Genomic DNA, 16,971 nt, shown 5'->3' on the forward strand with positions numbered 1-16,971 from the left:
CGCGGGAGCCGCGGCGGTGACGGCGGTGGGCTCGGTGGCGACCACGGGGTCGGTGGCGCGAGCGGGGGTCATCGGGTCTCCTCGACGGGCAGGGGGACGGATGCGATCGCGTCGCGCAGGCGCGCGGCGGCGTCCTCGGGCAGGATCTCGGCGGTCCATGCCGACATCGCCGACTCGGATCCGGCCAGGAACTTCAGCTTGTCCGCGGCGCGACGGGGACTGGTGAGCTCGAGCCGCATCCGGATCTCGTCGCGTCCGACGTGCACGGGCGCCTGGTGCCAGGCGGCGATGTACGCGGTGGGCGTCTCGTAGAGTGCGTCCACGCCGCGCAGCAGGTGTAGGTAGAGCGGGGCGAGCTCATCGCGCTCGGCGTCGTCCAGCGCGGTGAAGTCGGGCACGTGCCGGTGCGGCATCAGCTGCACCTCGAGCGGCCAGCGCGCGGCGAACGGCACGAACGCGGTCCAGTGCTCGCCCTGCAGCACGACSCGYTCSGAKCGCTGYTCSGCGTCCAGGATCCGGTCGAASAGRTCGGMGCCGGTGCGGGCGATGCTCTCGCGCAGCCGCTGCGTGCGCGGGGTCACGTACGGGTAGGCGTAGATCTGCCCGTGCGGATGGGGGAGGGTGACGCCGATCGCCTCGCCGCGGTTCTCGAACGGGAACACCTGCTCGATGCCGGGCAGCGCGCTCAGGGCCGCGGTGCGGTCGGCCCAGGCCTCGATCACGGTGCGCGCACGGGCGACCGACTGCGTGCCGAAGGACCCCGCATGCTCGGGGCTGAAGCAGACGACCTCGCACCGGCCCACGCTGGTGCGGGTGCGCTCGATGCCGATCGCCTCGAGGTCGGCGAGGCCCTGGGGCGGGTCGACCGCGGCCGGGGCGGCGCCGGCGGCATCGGCGAGTGCCGGGCCGAACGACGGGGAGCGGTTCTCGAACACCGCCACGTCGTAGCGCGACGGCACCTCGGAGGGGTTCGTCGGAGACTGGGGTGCGAGCGGATCCGCATCCGCGCTCGGCATCATCACCCGGGTCTGGCGCTTGGTGGCGAACGTGATCCAGTCGCCGGTCAGCACGTCCTGGCGCATCGTCGCCGTCTCGGGGCGGGGATCCAGGGTGCGGGAATCGATCGAGCGATCCGCGGTGAGGGCGGATCCGGCGTCGTCGTAGTAGATGAGGTCGCGGCCGTCGGCGAGGCGCGTGGCGCGCTTGACCACGCCGGCGCCGAGCGCAGTGACCTCGACGGAGGTGCCGGGTCCGGAGGCCGCCACAGTGCCGGAAGCTTCGGCCGTGCTACCCGAGGCCGCGGCGGCGCCAGTGGCTGTGCCGAACTCAGGCTCGATTTCCATGTTCACGTAAACACGATAGGGCACGCGGCGTGATAGCGTCAACACTCCTGAGATCGGCACGCGCAGGGGCCGGCAGGGGAGAGGCGGGCCGATGCCGAAGCACGACGACGAGCTCGAGGAGCTGCGGCGGATCGCCGGCGGAGAGTCGTCCGCGTCAGCTCGGCGCGGTCCGAAACCGACCGGGCGCGTCTCGATGGCGATGGTCGCCGCACGTGCCGGGGTGTCCGGGCAGACAGTCTCCCGCGTCGTGAACGACAGCCCCCGAGTGGATCCGGCCACGCGGGAACGGGTCGAAGAGGCCATGGCTGAGCTCGGCTACCGTCCGCATCGCGCCGCTCGGGCGTTGCGCACGGGGCGATCCGAGACTCTCGGCGTGGTCGCGCAGACCCTCGCCACGGTCGGCAACTCCGCGCTCCTGCAGGCCGTCGCCGAGGCCGCGGAGGCGCGGGGCTACGCGCTCGCCGTCGTCACCCTCGGGGCCGAGGGGCGCATCGGCGAAGCCTTCGATCGGCTTCACGACCAGGGCGTCGACGGGGCGATCGTGCTGAACGAGGCCTCCGCGCTGGCCCGTGACGCGGATCCGGCCGGGCTCGCCCTCGTCGTCGTGGACTCTCCCGCCGACCCGCGGTTCACCGTCATCGGCACCGACCATGCGGCGGGCGCTCGTGCGGCGACCGCACACCTGCTGGACCGCGGGGCCGTGACCGTGCACCACCTGGCGGGGCCCGAAGGCTCGTTCGCCGCGGCGGAGCGCGAGCGCGGCTGGCGGGAGGAGCTCACCGCGCGGGAGCTTCGGATCCCCGACCCGGTGCGCGGGGATTGGAGTGCGGGTTCGGGCCACGACCGTGGCGGAGTGCTCGCCGCCGATGCATCGGTGACCGCCGTCTTCGCTGCCAATGACCAGATGGCGCTCGGCCTGCTGCGCGCGCTCGCCGACGCCGGCCGGCGCGTGCCCGAGGACGTCGTCGTGCTCGGTTTCGACGACATCGCCGACGCGGCCGAGTTCCGCCCGCCGCTGACCACGATCCGGCAGGACTTCGCCGCGCTCGGCGAGCAGGCTGTGCGCCTCGTCGTCGACCGGGTCGAGGGGCGGGATGCGCCGGATCCGGCTCTGCTGACGCCCGCGTTGATCGTCCGCACCAGCGCGTAGCCCCCGCACGAGCGCGTGGCCCCGCGCTCCCTCCGGGTTCGGGATTCGTTGCCACCCTGCGAGCCCTCGGATCCGAGATTCGTTGCCACCCTGCGAGCCCTCGGATCCGAGATTCGCTGCCGCCCTTCGGCTCCGCGTCCGCGTTTCGACTTCGTCCTCCGGATCCGTCCCTCGGACTCCGCTTCTTCCGTTCAGGTCGCACTTTCTGCTCTTCCCGTGGCGTTTTGGAGCAGAAAGTGCGACCTGAGCGTCGACGATGACGCGATGAAGGTGGCGGGACGGCGGAGGTGGCGCTGCTGATGCCGATGCTGGGGTGCTGGGGTGCTGGGGTGCTGGGGTGCTGGGGTGCTGGGGTGCTGGGGTGCTGGGGTGCTGGGGTGCTGGTGCTGGTGCTGGTGCTGGTGCCGATGCTTGGGCGCTGGGGTCCTGGGTGCCCGTCCCGGTCCCGGCCTGGTGGCGGGATCGCCGCTACGGGCGGGCGGGGCGCCCCCTCGAGCCACGGCGCCCGTCTTGCGGTAAGCGCGTTCCCGTGTCAAGATGATCCAACTGGAAAGCGCTTACCCGAATCGGTATCCACGAATGAACCGCCGGGCGAGCATGAGACGAAGGAAGCACCGTGGCTGAGAGCACCACCCGCGAGATCGGCATCATCATGAACGGCGTCTCCGGGCGCATGGGCTACCGCCAGCACCTGGTGCGCTCGATCCTCGCGATCCGCGAGCAGGGCGGCATCGAGCTGCCCGACGGCACCCGCGTCACCGTGAAGCCGATCCTCGTCGGCCGCAGCGCGCAGAAGCTCGCSGARMTCGCCGCCRAGCACGGCATCGAAGACTGGACGACCGACCTCGACGCCGCGCTCGCGGATCCGCAGTGGGAGATCTACGCCGACTTCCTCGTCACCAAGGCGCGGGCGACCGCGATCCGCAAGGCCATCGCCGCGGGCAAGGCGATCTACACCGAGAAGCCCACCGCCGAGTCGGTTGAGGAGGCACTCGAGCTCGCCCGTCTGGCGCAGGCGGCCGGGGTCAAGACCGGCGTCGTGCACGACAAGCTCTACTTGCCCGGTCTGCAGAAGCTCAAGCGCCTCATCGATTCCGGCTTCTTCGGGCGGATCCTGTCCGTGCGCGGAGAGTTCGGCTACTGGGTGTTCGAAGGTGACTGGCAGCCCGCCCAGCGTCCGAGCTGGAACTACCGCACCGAGGACGGCGGCGGCATCATCAGCGACATGTTCCCGCACTGGAACTACGTCATGGAGAACCTGTTCGGCGAGGTCAAGAGCGTCTACGCTCAGGCCGCGGTGCACATCGCCGACCGCTGGGACGAGAACGGCGAGCACTACACCGCCACCGCCGAGGACGCGGCGTACGGGATCTTCGAGCTCGAGGGCGGCGTCATCGCCGAGATCAACTCCAGCTGGACCGTGCGCGTGAACCGGGATGAGCTGGTCGAGTTCCAGGTCGACGGCACGCACGGATCCGCCGTCGTCGGCCTGTTCGGCGCGAAGATCCAGCACCGCAACGCCACCCCGAAGCCGGTGTGGAACCCCGACCTGGCCGACGCGCACGACTACGACGCCGACTGGGCCGACGTGCCGGTGAACGACGTCTTCCTGAACGGCTTCCGCCAGCAGTGGGAGGAGTACCTGGAGTCCTACGTGCTCGGCACCGACTACGCCTTCGACCTGCTGGCCGGCGCCCGCGGCGTGCAGCTCGCCGAGGCGGGCCTGCGCTCCTCCGCCGAGGGGCGCAAGATCGCGCTGCCCGCGCTGAGCCTGGCCGGCTCGAACGAGGGCTGAGGCGCACGATGACGACGATCCGCCTCCTCGCGGCCGACGGTGCAACCTCCGAGGCCGAGCTCAACGGCGCCGGCGCCTACGAGCGTCCGACCGCACCGCTGCAGAGTCGCGTGGCCTACGCCGCGGCGCACGTGGTGCCGAAGGTGCACGCCGACAACACCCCCGGCCAGCCGGCCGACATCGACTGGGACGCGACGCTCGCGTTCCGCCGCAACGTGTACTCGTGGGGTCTGGGCGTCGCCGACGCCATGGACACCGCGCAGCGCAACATGGGCCTCGATGCGGCGGCGACCCGTGAGCTCATCGCCCGCAGCGCCGCGGTCGCCCGGGAGGAGGGCGGATCCGTCGTCGTCGGCGTCAACACCGACCACGTCGAGGCGGAGCGCATCTCGCTGCCGCAGGTGATCGACGCCTACGTCGAGCAGCTGCACTTCACCGAGGAGCAGGGCGCCGGCCCCGTGCTGATGGCCTCCCGTCACCTCGCCCGCGTGGCGGAGTCGCGCACCGACTACCTGCGCGTGTACGCCGCGGTGCTGCAGCAGGCGACCACGCCGGTCGTGCTGCACTGGCTCGGCACCGCGTTCGACCCCCAGCTGGAGGGATACTTCGGATCCGGTGACTGGCGCGACGCGTCCGGGACGCTGCTGCGGATCATCGCGGAGAACCCGGGCAAGGTCGCGGGCGTCAAGATGAGCCTGCTGAACGCCGAGTCCGAGATCGCGGTGCGCGAGCAGCTTCCCGAGGGCGTGCGCATGTTCACCGGCGACGACTTCAACTACGTCGGACTCATCGGCGGCGAGGATCCGGCCGACGGCGCGGCGGGCGGCGACGGTGTTGCCGGTGCGGGCTTCGGCCCGGCGAGTGTACATGAATTCGCCGAGAGCACACCTTCTTCGCGTGAACAGGGTGTGCACTCGGCGACAACACGTGCTGTCGGCGAGCACGAGGTTCGCTCCAGCGCCCGCCGTGCCCACTCCGACGCGCTGCTCGGGGCCTTCGCCGCGATCACCCCGGTCGCCTCGGCCGCGATCCAGGCGCTCGACGCCGGAGATCCGGCCCGCTACCTCGAGATCCTCGGTCCGACGGAGGAGCTCAGCCGGCAGGTATTCGCCGCGCCCACGTTCTACTACAAGACCGGCGTCGCATTCCTGTCCTGGCTGAACGGCCACCAGCCCGCGTTCCAGATGGTGGGCGGCCTGCACTCCGCGCGCAGCCTGCCGCACCTCAGCCGCATCGTCGAGCTCGCGAACGCCTCGCTCGCGCTCGAGGATCCGGAGCTCGCGCGCGAGCGGTGGCACGGCATGCTCGCCCTGAACGGAGTGACCGCATGACCGCCGTCGACCCTCGCCTGTCGATCAACCAGGCCACGATCAAGTACGCCGACCTCGCCACCGCGCTCCGCGTCACGGCCGAGGCGGGTGTGCAGGGCATCGGCCTGTGGCGCGAGCCTGTGAACGAAGTCGGGCTCGACGTGGCGGCGCGGATGCTCGCCGACTCCGGACTGCGCTTCACCACGCACTGCCGCGGCGGGTTCTTCACACTGCCGGCCGGGCCGGAGCGCGTCGCCGCGCTCGGCGACAACCGCCGCGCGATCGAGGAGACCGCGACACTCGCCGCCGCCGGGGCGGAGGGGTCCACAGCGATCCTGGTGCTGGTCGCCGGCGGGCTGCCCGAGGGATCCCGCGACCTGATCGGCGCCCGCGAACGAGTGCGCGACGCGATCGGCGAGCTCTCGACCGATGCCGCCGCCGCCGGAGTGACCCTCGCGATCGAGCCGCTGCACCCGATGTTCGGATCCGACCGCTGCGTCGTCTCCACGCTCGGGCAGGCGCTCGACATCGCGGCCGACTTCGACCCGACGGTGGTCGGTGCGACGGTCGACACGTTCCACATCTGGTGGGATCCGCAGGTTCTCGACCAGATCGCCCGTGCTGGCCGGGAGGGGCGCATCGCGACTTACCAGGTGTGCGACTGGAAGACGCCGCTGCCCGCCGATGTGCTGCTCAGCCGGCACTACCCGGGCGACGGCGTCATCGACTTCGCCTCGCTCACCCGGGCCGTCGTGGCGACGGGGTACGACCGCGACATCGAGGTGGAGATCTTCAACGCCGACATCTGGGCGGAGGATCCGGCCGAGGTCGTGCGCCGCACTGCCGAGTCGTTCGGCGCGGCGATCTCGCCCCACCTCGGCTGAGGGGCCTGGATGCGCCCATGGCTCGCGCGCCTTCGTCTCGTCGCTGGGTTCCTCGCCCAGGGACTTTCGTGCGTGGTCCCTGAGCGCGCGCAGAGAGACGAAGGGCGCTGAGGGTCGCTCAGAGGACCATGCCCGCGGCGCGGCGTTCGAAACTCAGTCGATTCGGACCCATGTGGGCGAGAACCCGACCATGAACGCCGAATTTGACTGAGTCCGGAACACCCAATCCCGCCGACGCCACATGAAAGGCTGATCCCATGACCATCCGACCCGGGCTGTGCTCCGTGACCTTCCGGCAGCTGGATCCGGCGGCGATCGCCGCGCTCGCAGCGAGCGCCGGGCTCAAGGCGATCGAATGGGGCGGCGATGTGCACGTGCCCCCGGGCGATGCCGTGCGCGCCGCCGAGGTCGCACGGATCACGGCCGATGCCGGGCTGGCCGTGGCCTCGTACGGCTCGTACTTCCGCGCGGAACACGGGGAGGACATCGCCCCGGTCCTGGATTCGGCCGAGGCGCTCGGCGCGGACCGGATCCGGGTATGGGCCGGCCGCATCGGTTCGGCGGACGCCACCGCGGCGGAGCGGGCAGCGACCGTCGACGCCCTTGCCGTCGCTGCCGAGCAAGCGGGGAGTCGGGGGATCTCGCTCGCGCTGGAGTTCCATGGGCGCACGCTCGCCGACGATGCCGAGCAGACGCTCCGCGTGCTGGAGGAGGTCGGCAGCCCGCATCTCGGGACGTACTGGCAGCCCACCGTGTCGGCGTCCGACGCGGTCGCGGTGGCCGAGTACGAGCGGATCGCCGACCACGTCTCGGCCGCGCACGTGTTCTCCTGGTGGCCCGCGACCCAGCGGCTGCCCCTCACCGCCCGCGACGGGCTGTGGCGGGCGTTCTTCGCCGCCGCGGCCGCAGCCCCTGTGCCGCCGCGCGACGCCCTTCTCGAGTTCGTGCCGGACGATGACCCGGCGGCGCTCGCGGCGGAAGCAGCGGCACTGCGCGCCTACCTCACCTGACGGAGAGGGTGCGTCCTCGACGAGGTGACGACGGCTCGCCAAATGTATGGCAAACGCTTGCCATCTGGGCGCGAGATCGACATGATCGGACGGAAGGCAGTTTTCCCACAAGATCCGCCGCGCGCTGCACGAAGACGTCCTGCGTCGCAGGACAGGTGCGTGTCGCGGTCGTCGTCCGGCATCGCAGGCGGAGATCCATCGAAGAAGATCGGAACCCCAGATGAAGACCACTCGAACACTGCTCGCGGTCGTCGCGGCCGCGGGCCTCGCGCTCAGCGGCGCGGGCGTCGCGAGCGCCGCCGAACGCCCCGCCTCCTCTCTCGACCTCGCTCACGCCGCCGCCGCGGGGGTGGGCCCTGCCGCCGCCGCGGGGGTGGGCCCTGGTGCCGCCGCGGGGGTGGGCCCTGGTGCCGCCGCGGCATCCCGAGGCGCCACCGTGACGACGACGTCCACCGTGAGCACGCTGGCGCAGCTGCAGACGGCGATCGCGGCCGCACGGCCCGGCGACACGATCACCCTGAAGAACGGCACCTACGCGGTCGGATCCGCTGTCGCCGTCGCTGGCGGCGGGGCGTCGGGGAACCCGGTGACGATCACTGCGGAGTCGGTCGGCGGAGTGACCCTCACCGGCGCCTCGAGCTTCACCTTCTCGGGCGCGCACGACGTCGTGCTGCGGGGCTTCCGGTTCACCCAGTCCACGACGCTCGAGGTCCCCGCCGACAGCCGCGCGATCACGTTCAGTCGTGACGAGTTCGCCTTCGCGCAGAGCGCCGAGCACAACCTGATCGTGCGCGCGGACGACTCCGTCGTCGAGTACAGCTGGTTCCATGGCAAGAGCACGATCGGCGTCTATCTGGGCATCGAGGGGGCCGGGACGACGGAGATGGCCACCGGCGTCAAGGTGCACCACAACTACTTCTCCGACCAGAGCTTCGCCGGTAAGAACGGCGGCGAGTGCATCCGCCTCGGAGTCAGCCCCCGCGCGCTCAGCACCGCCGGAGCGATCGTCGAGAACAACCTCTTCGAGAGGGCCAACGGCGACCCGGAGACGATCTCGGTGAAGTCCAGCGGCAACACGATCCGCTACAACACCGTCCGCGACAGCTTCGGCGGCATCGTGCTGCGGCACGGCAACGGCAACACGGTGGTCGGCAACAGGATCATCGGCGGCGCCAACGGCATCCGCATCTACGGCAACGACCACGTCATCGTGAACAACTACGTGGCCGGGCTCAGCAAGGAAGGCATCGTGATCGGATCCGGTACCGAGCGCGACCATTACGAGGGGGAGCCGGCGGATGACAGGAAGGGCAACGACGCCCCCGACCGGATCCGGATCGCACTGAACACCCTGGTCGACAACGGAGGCGGGATCATCGGCGAGACGAATCGCACGGTTCCACCGCTCAACGTGACGATCGTGGACAACATCGTGCGCGGGCAGACGGGCTACCTCGGCAACGTCCCGCTCATGCAGGACTTCTATTGGCGGGGAAACATCATCTGGGGCGCCGCGGCCAACGGCAACATCCCGAAGGTCGGCTTCACGCGGGTGGATCCGCAGCTCGCGCAGGATGCCGTCGGAACCTGGAAGATCGCCGCGTCCAGCCCGGCCGTGAACGCGGCGACGCAGGCCAACCACGCCGACTGGGTCACCGACGATCTCGACGGGCGTGCGCGCACCGGCGTGTACGACATCGGCGCCCAGGAGGTGACGAGCAGCCCGGCGACGCGGGCCCCGCTCACCACAGCGAACGTCGGCCCCAGCGCCCCGTAGCCGGGACGAGCGCCCCCGAGTCGAGAGGGCGCCGGACTTCGAGTCCGGCGCCCTCTCCGTGGCTGCGGGAGGGCCAGGCGCGCCGGATCCACTGCGGCAACCGAATGCCAAACCCGCCGCTCAGAAGCCGGCAGGGAGCACGCGAGGAGAGGCCGGATCGGAGCCCACCCCGATCCGGCCTCTCTTCGTGCTCAGGCCCTCAGCCTCGGCCGCTCAGGCGCTCAGCGGACCGACGTCCCCCGTGTGCAGCGGCGTGCGCCGCGCGTGCGCGGCGGAGTACTCGTGCGCACCGATGTCGGCGGCCCCAGTGCGATGGCGGCCCAGGATGTCGTCGCTCACCCACGCCGTGTGGTCCTGGGTCGCGGCATCGATCGCGGGGCTGCCCGCGCCGATGCGAGGCAGGCCCTCGTCGTCCAGTGCCAGGAGCGGATCCACCCGAGTGAATCCGGTCGCGGGCGCGTCGCCGTCCGCCGCCGCACCCCAGAGGATGTTGCCCGACCACGTGAAGTTCTTCGACTTCGGGACGAGCGCGAGCGAACCGCGGTCCGAGACGACGAGGTTGTCCACGATCACGCAGTCGTCCGGCTCGATCGGCCGCGCGGTCTCGCCGATGATGCCGCCGCCCACGTCGATGAGCGAGTTCAGCGCGATCCGCACCCGGTCGGGTGCATCGTTCTTGGTGCGCGAGGTGGAGGGCTCGCCCTCGTAGTGGTCGCGCAGCGTGCCGCAGCCGATCACGATCGCCGAGCCGCTGATCCCCGTGATGAGATTGTTCACGATCACGTGGTCGTTGCCGTAGATCCGGATGCCGTTCTCGCCGTTCAGAATGTGGTTCGACTCGATCCGGGTGCGGTTGCCGTGCCGCAGCACGATGCCGCCGAGGGAATCCCGGATGGTGTTGTACCGCACCGTGTTGTCGCTCGACTTCACCGAGATCGCCTCGGGGTCGCCGTTGCACCGCTCGAACAGGTTGTACTCGACGATCGCGTGCGCGCTGCTCAGCGCCCGGGGGCTCACGCCCAGGCGGATCGGCTCGCCGCCGTTGTCGCCGGGGAAGGTGTGGTCCGAGAAGTAGTTGTGGTGGATGTGCACGTTCTGGGCCATGTCGGTGGGCTGGCCGCCCTCGATGCCGAGGTAGATGCCCAGCGTCGACTTGCCGTGGAAGTGGTTGTACTCGATCACGGTGTCGTCGGCGCGCACCATCACGTTGTGCAGACCCTCGATGTCGGCCAGGACGAACTCATTGCGGCTGAGCGTGATCGCCTGGCACGAGGCGGGGATCTCGAAGGTGGTGGACTGCGTGAACACGAACCCGCTGAGAGTCACGTGGTGGGCGCCGTCGAACACGAAGCTCTGCGCGCCCGTGAACGTGACGCCGCCGACGCTCTCGGCCATGATCGTGAGGTGCTTGTTCCAGCGACCGCTCACGCCCGCGAGCCGGATCGGGGATCCGTCCGGCACGGCGTACGTGCCGTTCGCGACGACGATCGTCGCGCCCTCCTGGGCCGTGTCGATCGCGGTCTGCAGGGCGGCCAGATCCGACACCGACGTGTACGGGCCGCGGCCGTCCAACCCGGGCACGATGCCCGCGCGGGGTCCGACGGCCTGTGCTGCGCCCGGGATGCCCGTCAGCGCCAGAGCGGCGCCGGCGGCGGACAGGATGAAAGTGCGTCTCTTCATGATCCTCCTCGTTGAGTGATGCGCCTGCGCTGGTTTCGGCGCAGGGTCGACGGCGGTCCCCTCGATGGCTCGGGGACCGTGGGTGGGCTGGGCGGCGGCGCGGCGGGCGGATCCTCAGGCGATCGCGTCGTCGGTCAGGAACAGCTCCACGACGGGCACGGCCGTGTCGGGGCGCTGCATCGGGAGCTGAAGGGTGAGGGTGCCGGACGGCAGTCCGCCCATGAGGGTGTTCTGCGCGACCCGATCCGGATCCACGTGCAGCGGCACGAGCTCGGAGGCGTCGGTCATGAGCTGCGCGTAGCGCACCCGCCCCGCGAGGCCCGGCAGATGCAGGTGCTTGAACGGCCAGGCGAACAGGTGGGCGTAGAGCCGGTCACCGCGCAGCGTGTACCTCACATCGGCCGGCGGAGTGAACGGCGCGGGCCCGGCACCGCGGATGGCCCGCGCGTGATCGTCCATCCACGTGCCGATCCCGCCGAAGATCTCCTCGGCATCCCTGCCGAGCCTGCCGCGGCCGTCGGGGCCGATGTTCAGCAGCAGGTTGCCGTTCTTCGACACCCCGTCGACGAGGAGGCGGATGAGGGACTCGGCGGTCTTGAACTCATGGTTGTCGCGGTCGTAGCCCCAGCTGCCGTTGAGCGTCTGGCACGCCTCCCAGGGCACCTCTTCGCCGTCGCGGGTCATCGGCGCGAGCGGCTGGTACTGCTCCGGCGTGACGATGTCGCCGGGGATCCCGAGCCGGTCGTTCACGATGATCCCCGGCTGCAGCTCCCGGACCAGGGCGAGGAGGTTCTCCGCGTCCCAGTCCTCAGCGCCCTTGCCGCCCCAGTAGTCGGGGCGGTGCGTGTAGGAGAAGTCGAAGAACAGGTAGTCGATCCGACCGTAGCGGGTGAGCAGTTCGCGCACCTGGCCGTGCAGGTACGGCTGGTAGTCGCGCACGTCGCGGTCGACGGTGGCGGCTTTGAACTCCTCGTCGTCGCGCTGCGGATGCGTGCCGTCGACGGGGAAGGACTCGTGGTGCCAGTCGATGAGCGAGTAGTACAGACCCACGCGCAGGCCCTCGGCCCGGCACGCTGCGACGAACTCGGCCACCGCATCCCGGCCGAACGGCGTGTTCATCGTGGTGTAGTCGGTCAGGGCCGAGTCCCACAGGCAGAAGCCGTCATGGTGCTTGGCGGTGAGCACGACGTAGCCGGCCCCTGCCTCGCGCGCGATGCGAGCCCACGCGCGCGGGTCGAACCGGTCGGGGTCGAAGTGCGCGCGGTAGGACTCGTAATCGGCGTCGCTCAACCGTTCCCGGCTCTTGACCCACTCGTGCCGCGCGGCGAGGGAGTACAGCCCCCAGTGCACGAACATGCCGAGGCGGGCGTCGACGAACCAGGTCAGGTCTGCAGGGGCGGGCATGCGGTCTCCGGGGGCGGGGTCGACGGCGGGAGAGGTCTGGGCATCGCGGGGGTGGGCGGTGAGCGGCGTCTGCCCCGGTGCCGGCGGGCACGGCTCGGCATCGAGCAGGGCGCGGTCCAGCGCCGAGAGCTCCTCCGCGGTCATCCCGTGTGCGGCGAGCAGTGCTCGGACGGATCCGTGCGTGGCGTCGATCTCGGCGAGCACGTCCCGCATGACCGCGGCAGGCGACTCCGTGGCGAGCGCGGCGGCGTGCGGCGACTGCGGGTAGGCACGGCGCAGCCGCTCCGAGGTGGCGCGGCGGCGGGCCTCGGGGATGAGCGATGAGGTGAGGGCGTAGTCGGCCACGACCTCGTCGCGGTGTGCCCCGACCGCCGCCAGGGCGAGCGCGATCACGAGTCCGGTGCGGTCCTTGCCTGCGGTGCAGTGCACCAGGACGGCCTCGCCCTCGGCGATCGCGCGGATCGCGGCGACGAGCTCGGGCATCGACTCCGCCAGCAGGTGCCGGTAGATCCCGGCGAGGTCGTAACCCTCCAGGAAGAACGAGCGCGGCGACCCGTGGTACAGCGGGAGGCGGACGATCTCCACATCGGCCAGCACCGTCGGGGCTTCGGCGACCTCGTCGTCCGAGCGCAGATCGACGATCCGGCCGACCCGGGCGCGCAGTTGCTCCGCCCCGCGCCGGTCGACATCCGACAGCGCGCCGGAGCGGTACAGCCGCCCGGGGCGGACGCGGGCGGATCCGGCGGGGATCCCGCCCACGTCGCGCAGTCCCACCACGCCGTCGATCTGCAGCACCGTCACGATCAGCCCTTCAGCGCGCCAGAGGTGAGGCCCCGCGCGAAGGACCGCTGGAACAGCAGGAACACGATCACCGACGGGGCGAGCGCCAGCAGCGAGGCCGCCATGATGACGCCAGGGGTGACCTCGGGATCGATGCGCAGCGTGCGCAGCGCGAGCGGCAGCGTGTACGTGGCGTTGCTGGTGGAGACGAGCAGCGGCAGCAGGTACTGATCCCAGATCATCGTGAACCCGAACACCCCGACCACGCCGAGGGCGGGCTTGCAGAGCGGCACGATGATCTGCGCGAACACGCGGAGCTCCCCGGCGCCGTCGATGCGGGCGGCTTCCTCCAGCTCGATCGGCACGTCCTTCATGAACTCGGTCATCACGAGGATCGAGAACGCCCAGGCGCCCAGCGGCACGATCATGCCGGCCAGCGTTCCCATCAGGTTGATGTGCACGAGCGGCAGATCCGACAGCAGGATCGACAGCGGCAGGGCGAGGATCTCCTCCGGCAGCATCATGGTCGCGAGGATCGCGACCATCACCAGCGCCGAGAAGCGGAACCGCTTGCGGGCCAGGGCATACCCGGCGAGCACCGAGACGATGACCTGCAGCAGCAGGCCGAACCCGACCACGAAGAACGAGTTCGCCAGGTACTTCAGCACGCCGTAGTCGATCGCGATCCCGAAGTTCGAAAGCGTCGGCCGCGTCGGGATGACGCTGAGCTCGGTCGGATCCGAGACCTCGCCGAACGCGCCGACGAGCAGCGCGATCAGCGGGCCTGCGAACAGGATCGCGACGACGGCGTACAGCACGACCTTGACGGCGATCGCGAGGGGAGTGCGGCTCTCGGTCAGTCCGAGGGCGGTGTCGGTGCCGGCGCTCATGCGTCCTTCCTCCTGCGGGTGATGAGCTGCACGAAGACCGTCAGCACCAGCGTCGCGAGGAACAGCAGCACCGCACCGGCGGAGCCGACGCCGAGCTTGCCCTGTTCCAGGCCGAGTTTGTAGAGCAGGGTCATGACGACCTCGGTCGCGCCGTTCGGGCCGCCGTTGGTCATCAGGAACACCTCGGTGAACACCCGGAAGCCGCGTACGGCGGCGAGGATGAACAGGATCGTGAACACGGGGCGCAGGCCTGGCAGGGTCACGTGCAGGATCCGCTGCCAGCGGTTCGCCCCGTCGACGGTCGCCGCCTCGTACAGACCCCGGTCGATGCCGGCGAGCCCGGCCAGGATGATCATCATGTCGTACGGCGCGCCGCGCCAGATCCCCATCACCATGATGGATCCCATCGCGGTGCTCGGATCGTTGATGTACTCGCTGGGGCCGAGCCCGACGAGGCCGATGATCGAGTTCAGGAAGCCGTCCGCCGCCGGGTAGTACATGATCCGCCAGAGCTCGGCGATGACGGCCATGGGCACGACCACGGGCAGGAACGCGGCGGAGCGCAGGAACGAGAGCTTGCGGGTCTGGCCCTCCAGCAGCAGGGCCAGCAGGAAGCCGACGCCGAGGCTTCCTGCGGTCTGCCCGAAGGCGAGGACGAGCGTGTTGATCGTCGCGTCGCGGAAGTCGGCCGACGAGAGGATCGTCTGGTAGTTCGCGAGCCCGACGAACTCGTTGCCGAGGTAGGGGCGGACGTTCTCCACCGACATCGAGACGGCCTGCACCATCGGGATGTAGCGGAACACCAGGAAGAGCAGCAGCGCGGGGGTGAGGAACGCCCACGGGATCCACCACTGCCCCTGCGTGCGCCGCCGGCGGCGCCGAGCCGGCGACGGGACCAGGAGGGCCTCCGTCGCCGTGCTCGGCGCGGATCCCGCGCGTGCGGTGTCCACGATGTCGATCGTCACTTCTTGAGGATCCCCTGCGTCAGCAGTTCGGCGGTGAGCTTGCCGTCGAGGTCGGAGAGCTCCGCCTTCAGGTCGAGCGAGCAGTCGGCGAGCAGCGCGTTCACGGTGTCGGCGGTCATCTGACGCACCGGCGTCCAGCTCGGGATGTTCGGCGCGTAGCGGCCGTCCTCCTGGTAGGCGGTCGCGAAGGTCTCCCAGCGCTTGTCGTCGCGCACGTCGGACACCTTCACGGTCTTGTTCACCGGCAGCTGCACGCTGAACGTCCCGTTCGTGCCCTCCATGCCGGCCTTCTGCGCGTCGGCGCCGATGTACCAGTCGGCGAACGCGTTCTGGCCCTTCTGGTTCTCGGATCCGGCCATGAGGTAGATCGCGCCGCCCTCGGCGAGCACCGCGGCGTCCTTCGGGCCCTCGGGTGCGGGGACGACCTCGTACTTGTCGGCGCCGAGGGACTTGTCGAACCGCGGCAGCATGTACGGCCCGGTCAGGTACATCCCGGCCACTCCGGTCTCGAAGGCCTCGTTGGTGGGCGGGGTGTCCATGCTGACCGCGCCGGGCTGCACGACCTTGGCGTCGCACTGCAGCCCGCGGAACCACTCCATCGCCTTGACCGAGGCCAGATCGCTCATCGCGGGGAGGTAGCCGCCGCCCGACTTCTTGATGAAGTCGCCGCCCGCGGCCCAGAGGAAGTTGGAGAAGTACCAGGAGGCGTATCCGCGCTTCGTCGAGGCGGGAACGGCGAGACCATAGGTGTCGGCCTGCCCGTCGCCGTCGGGATCCTGGGTGGTGAACGCCTTCGCGACGGCCTCCAGGTCGTCCCAGGTCTTCGGAGCCTGCAGGCCGAGCTTCTGCAGCCAGTCGCTGCGGACCAGCAGGGCGTTCGCCTGCGCGGAGTAGGGGATCGCGTAGGTCTTGCCGTCGGTCGCCTTGCCTGCGGTGGCGGCCTGAGGGGTGAGATCCTTGGCGTGGGGCACGTCCTTGGCGCTCACCTCGCGGACGATGCCCTGCGTGTGCATCGTGCCGAGCTGGCTGATGTCGTTCATGACGATGTCAGGCAGATCCTTCTGCCCCGCGCGCTGGGCGAGCTTGGTCTCGAAGTCGTCGAAGATCGCGGTGAGCTCGGCCTTGTAGCCGGTCTTCTTCTCGAACGCGGCGACCATCGCCTTCTGCGCGGTCTCGCTCGGGCTGCCCGGGGTGGTGCGGATCCAGATCTCGAGGGTCGACTTCTCGTTCTGCTTCACGCCGGCCGGAGCGCCCGAGCCTGTGCTCGAGCAGCCCGCGAGGGCGAGGGTGGCGACGCCGATCAGGGCGGCGGTGCGCAGGATTCTGCTGTGCATGGGGTTCTCCGTCGGTTTGGCAAACGCTTGCCACTTTGCAAGGCGTCGATCGCGAATCTAATGTAGGTCCGCAGACGCTGTCAATCATTGATCGGATGTYTCGCCYGTCGCGGCGAAGAGGGGAGTCGGAATGGGCGAGCGGATGCGCGCGCGGCTGGTCATGGAGGAGCGGCGTCGCCACGACGTCTACCCGGACGAGGTGCTGGCCATGATCGACGCTACCGTGACGCTGGAGCGACCGTTCCTCACCGCGGACGAGCTGGCGGATCAGCCGGATGCGCTTCGGGACACCGAACTGCTGCTGACCGGCTGGGGCGCGCCGGTCGTGGACGGCGCTCTGCTGGAGCGCGCTCCGCACCTGCGCGGCGTGCTGCATGCGGCCGGCTCGGTCAAGCACATGATCGCCCCCGAGGTCTGGGCGCGCGGGGTCGCGGTCGTCTCGGCCGCCGCCGCGAACGCCGACCCCGTGGCCGAGATCGCCGTCGCACAGATCGTGCTCGCCGCACGCGGGGTGCCGGCCGCGCGGCGCCGCTACGCCCGGGAACGGCAGCTCGCCGCGGCGGGCGCGGCGTCCGGCGCGCGCGGGCGCACCGTGGGGCTCGTGGCGCTCGGCGAGATCGGGCGCAGGGTCGCTGAGCGGCTGGAGGGC

13 protein-coding genes are annotated in these 16,971 nt (G+C 70.5%); 7 read left to right on the top strand and 6 right to left on the bottom strand.

Translation table 11 applies throughout. From position 1 onward, the window contains the following. Positions 1–68 precede the first annotated feature (68 nt). Positions 69–1,349 carry a galactose-1-phosphate uridylyltransferase gene (gene galT, locus AC1DMN_RS17525; RefSeq protein ID WP_477384684.1) on the bottom strand — a complete coding sequence of 427 codons (1,281 nt, stop codon included), beginning with the start codon at positions 1,347–1,349 and terminating at the stop codon, positions 69–71. 187 nt (positions 1,350–1,536) lie between these two features. Between galT and AC1DMN_RS17530 the strand changes: the two genes are divergently transcribed. The 6 genes from AC1DMN_RS17530 (at position 1,537) to AC1DMN_RS17555 (ending at position 9,269) form a co-directional block, all read left to right on the top strand. After that, a complete protein-coding gene (locus tag AC1DMN_RS17530; RefSeq protein WP_441976939.1) occupies positions 1,537–2,493 on the top strand; it encodes a LacI family DNA-binding transcriptional regulator in 957 nt (318 codons plus the stop codon). A gap of 652 nt (positions 2,494–3,145) precedes the next feature. After that, a complete protein-coding gene (locus AC1DMN_RS17535; RefSeq protein WP_477384688.1) occupies positions 3,146–4,288 on the top strand; it encodes a Gfo/Idh/MocA family protein in 1,143 nt (380 codons plus the stop codon). Positions 4,289–4,296: 8 nt separating this feature from the next. Next, entirely contained in the window at positions 4,297–5,619 is a 1,323-nt protein-coding gene (locus tag AC1DMN_RS17540; RefSeq protein WP_477230341.1) for a dihydrodipicolinate synthase family protein, read from the top strand. Next, positions 5,616–6,482: a sugar phosphate isomerase/epimerase family protein gene (locus tag AC1DMN_RS17545; RefSeq protein ID WP_441976848.1), complete on the top strand. Its 867-nt coding sequence runs from the start codon at positions 5,616–5,618 to the stop codon at positions 6,480–6,482. The genes AC1DMN_RS17540 and AC1DMN_RS17545 overlap by 4 nt, the downstream gene beginning before the upstream one ends. Before the next feature lie 257 nt (positions 6,483–6,739). Beyond that, entirely contained in the window at positions 6,740–7,492 is a 753-nt protein-coding gene (locus tag AC1DMN_RS17550) for a sugar phosphate isomerase/epimerase family protein (RefSeq protein WP_477230342.1), read from the top strand. A 220-nt stretch (positions 7,493–7,712) separates the two neighbouring features. After that, complete coding sequence (locus tag AC1DMN_RS17555; protein WP_477230343.1) at positions 7,713–9,269, top strand: polysaccharide lyase 6 family protein; 1,557 nt, start codon at positions 7,713–7,715, stop codon at positions 9,267–9,269. 213 nt (positions 9,270–9,482) lie between these two features. Here AC1DMN_RS17555 and AC1DMN_RS17560 read toward each other — a convergent pair whose 3' ends face one another. From AC1DMN_RS17560 to AC1DMN_RS17580, 5 genes are all read right to left on the bottom strand, one after another. Beyond that, positions 9,483–10,949: a chondroitinase-B domain-containing protein gene (locus AC1DMN_RS17560; RefSeq protein WP_477230344.1), complete on the bottom strand. Its 1,467-nt coding sequence runs from the start codon at positions 10,947–10,949 to the stop codon at positions 9,483–9,485. A gap of 114 nt (positions 10,950–11,063) precedes the next feature. Then, positions 11,064–13,154, bottom strand: coding sequence for an alpha-L-fucosidase (locus AC1DMN_RS17565; protein ID WP_477230345.1), 2,091 nt, complete (start codon positions 13,152–13,154; stop codon positions 11,064–11,066). A 2-nt stretch (positions 13,155–13,156) separates the two neighbouring features. Next, complete coding sequence (locus AC1DMN_RS17570) at positions 13,157–14,023, bottom strand: carbohydrate ABC transporter permease (protein WP_440734174.1); 867 nt, start codon at positions 14,021–14,023, stop codon at positions 13,157–13,159. Further along, positions 14,020–14,988, bottom strand: a complete 969-nt coding sequence (locus tag AC1DMN_RS17575; protein ID WP_440734173.1) for a carbohydrate ABC transporter permease — start codon at positions 14,986–14,988, stop codon at positions 14,020–14,022. Before AC1DMN_RS17575 ends, AC1DMN_RS17570 begins: the two co-directional genes overlap by 4 nt. Then, a complete protein-coding gene (locus AC1DMN_RS17580) occupies positions 14,985–16,322 on the bottom strand; it encodes a sugar ABC transporter substrate-binding protein (RefSeq protein WP_477230346.1) in 1,338 nt (445 codons plus the stop codon). Before AC1DMN_RS17580 ends, AC1DMN_RS17575 begins: the two co-directional genes overlap by 4 nt. Positions 16,323–16,452: 130 nt before the next feature. Here AC1DMN_RS17580 and AC1DMN_RS17585 point away from each other — a divergent pair. Beyond that, positions 16,453–16,971: Rossmann-fold NAD(P)-binding domain-containing protein (locus AC1DMN_RS17585; protein ID WP_477384686.1), on the top strand; the 519-nt coding region annotated here is incomplete at its 3' end.

Source organism: Microbacterium sp. 01T413_2 (assembly GCF_056398985.1).

Excerpts from the sequence above, each read along its gene's own strand:
- AC1DMN_RS17540 (WP_477230341.1), top strand. The coding sequence starts at position 4,297 with ATGACGACGATCCGCCTCCTCGCGGCCGACGGTGCAACCTCCGAGGCC.
- AC1DMN_RS17530 (WP_441976939.1), top strand. The coding sequence starts at position 1,537 with ATGGCGATGGTCGCCGCACGTGCCGGGGTGTCCGGGCAGACAGTCTCC.
- AC1DMN_RS17550 (WP_477230342.1), top strand. The coding sequence starts at position 6,740 with ATGACCATCCGACCCGGGCTGTGCTCCGTGACCTTCCGGCAGCTGGAT.
- AC1DMN_RS17545 (WP_441976848.1), top strand. The coding sequence starts at position 5,616 with ATGACCGCCGTCGACCCTCGCCTGTCGATCAACCAGGCCACGATCAAG.
- AC1DMN_RS17555 (WP_477230343.1), top strand. The coding sequence starts at position 7,713 with ATGAAGACCACTCGAACACTGCTCGCGGTCGTCGCGGCCGCGGGCCTC.
- AC1DMN_RS17560 (WP_477230344.1), bottom strand. The coding sequence starts at position 10,949 with ATGAAGAGACGCACTTTCATCCTGTCCGCCGCCGGCGCCGCTCTGGCG.
- AC1DMN_RS17570 (WP_440734174.1), bottom strand. The coding sequence starts at position 14,023 with ATGAGCGCCGGCACCGACACCGCCCTCGGACTGACCGAGAGCCGCACT.
- AC1DMN_RS17580 (WP_477230346.1), bottom strand. The coding sequence starts at position 16,322 with ATGCACAGCAGAATCCTGCGCACCGCCGCCCTGATCGGCGTCGCCACC.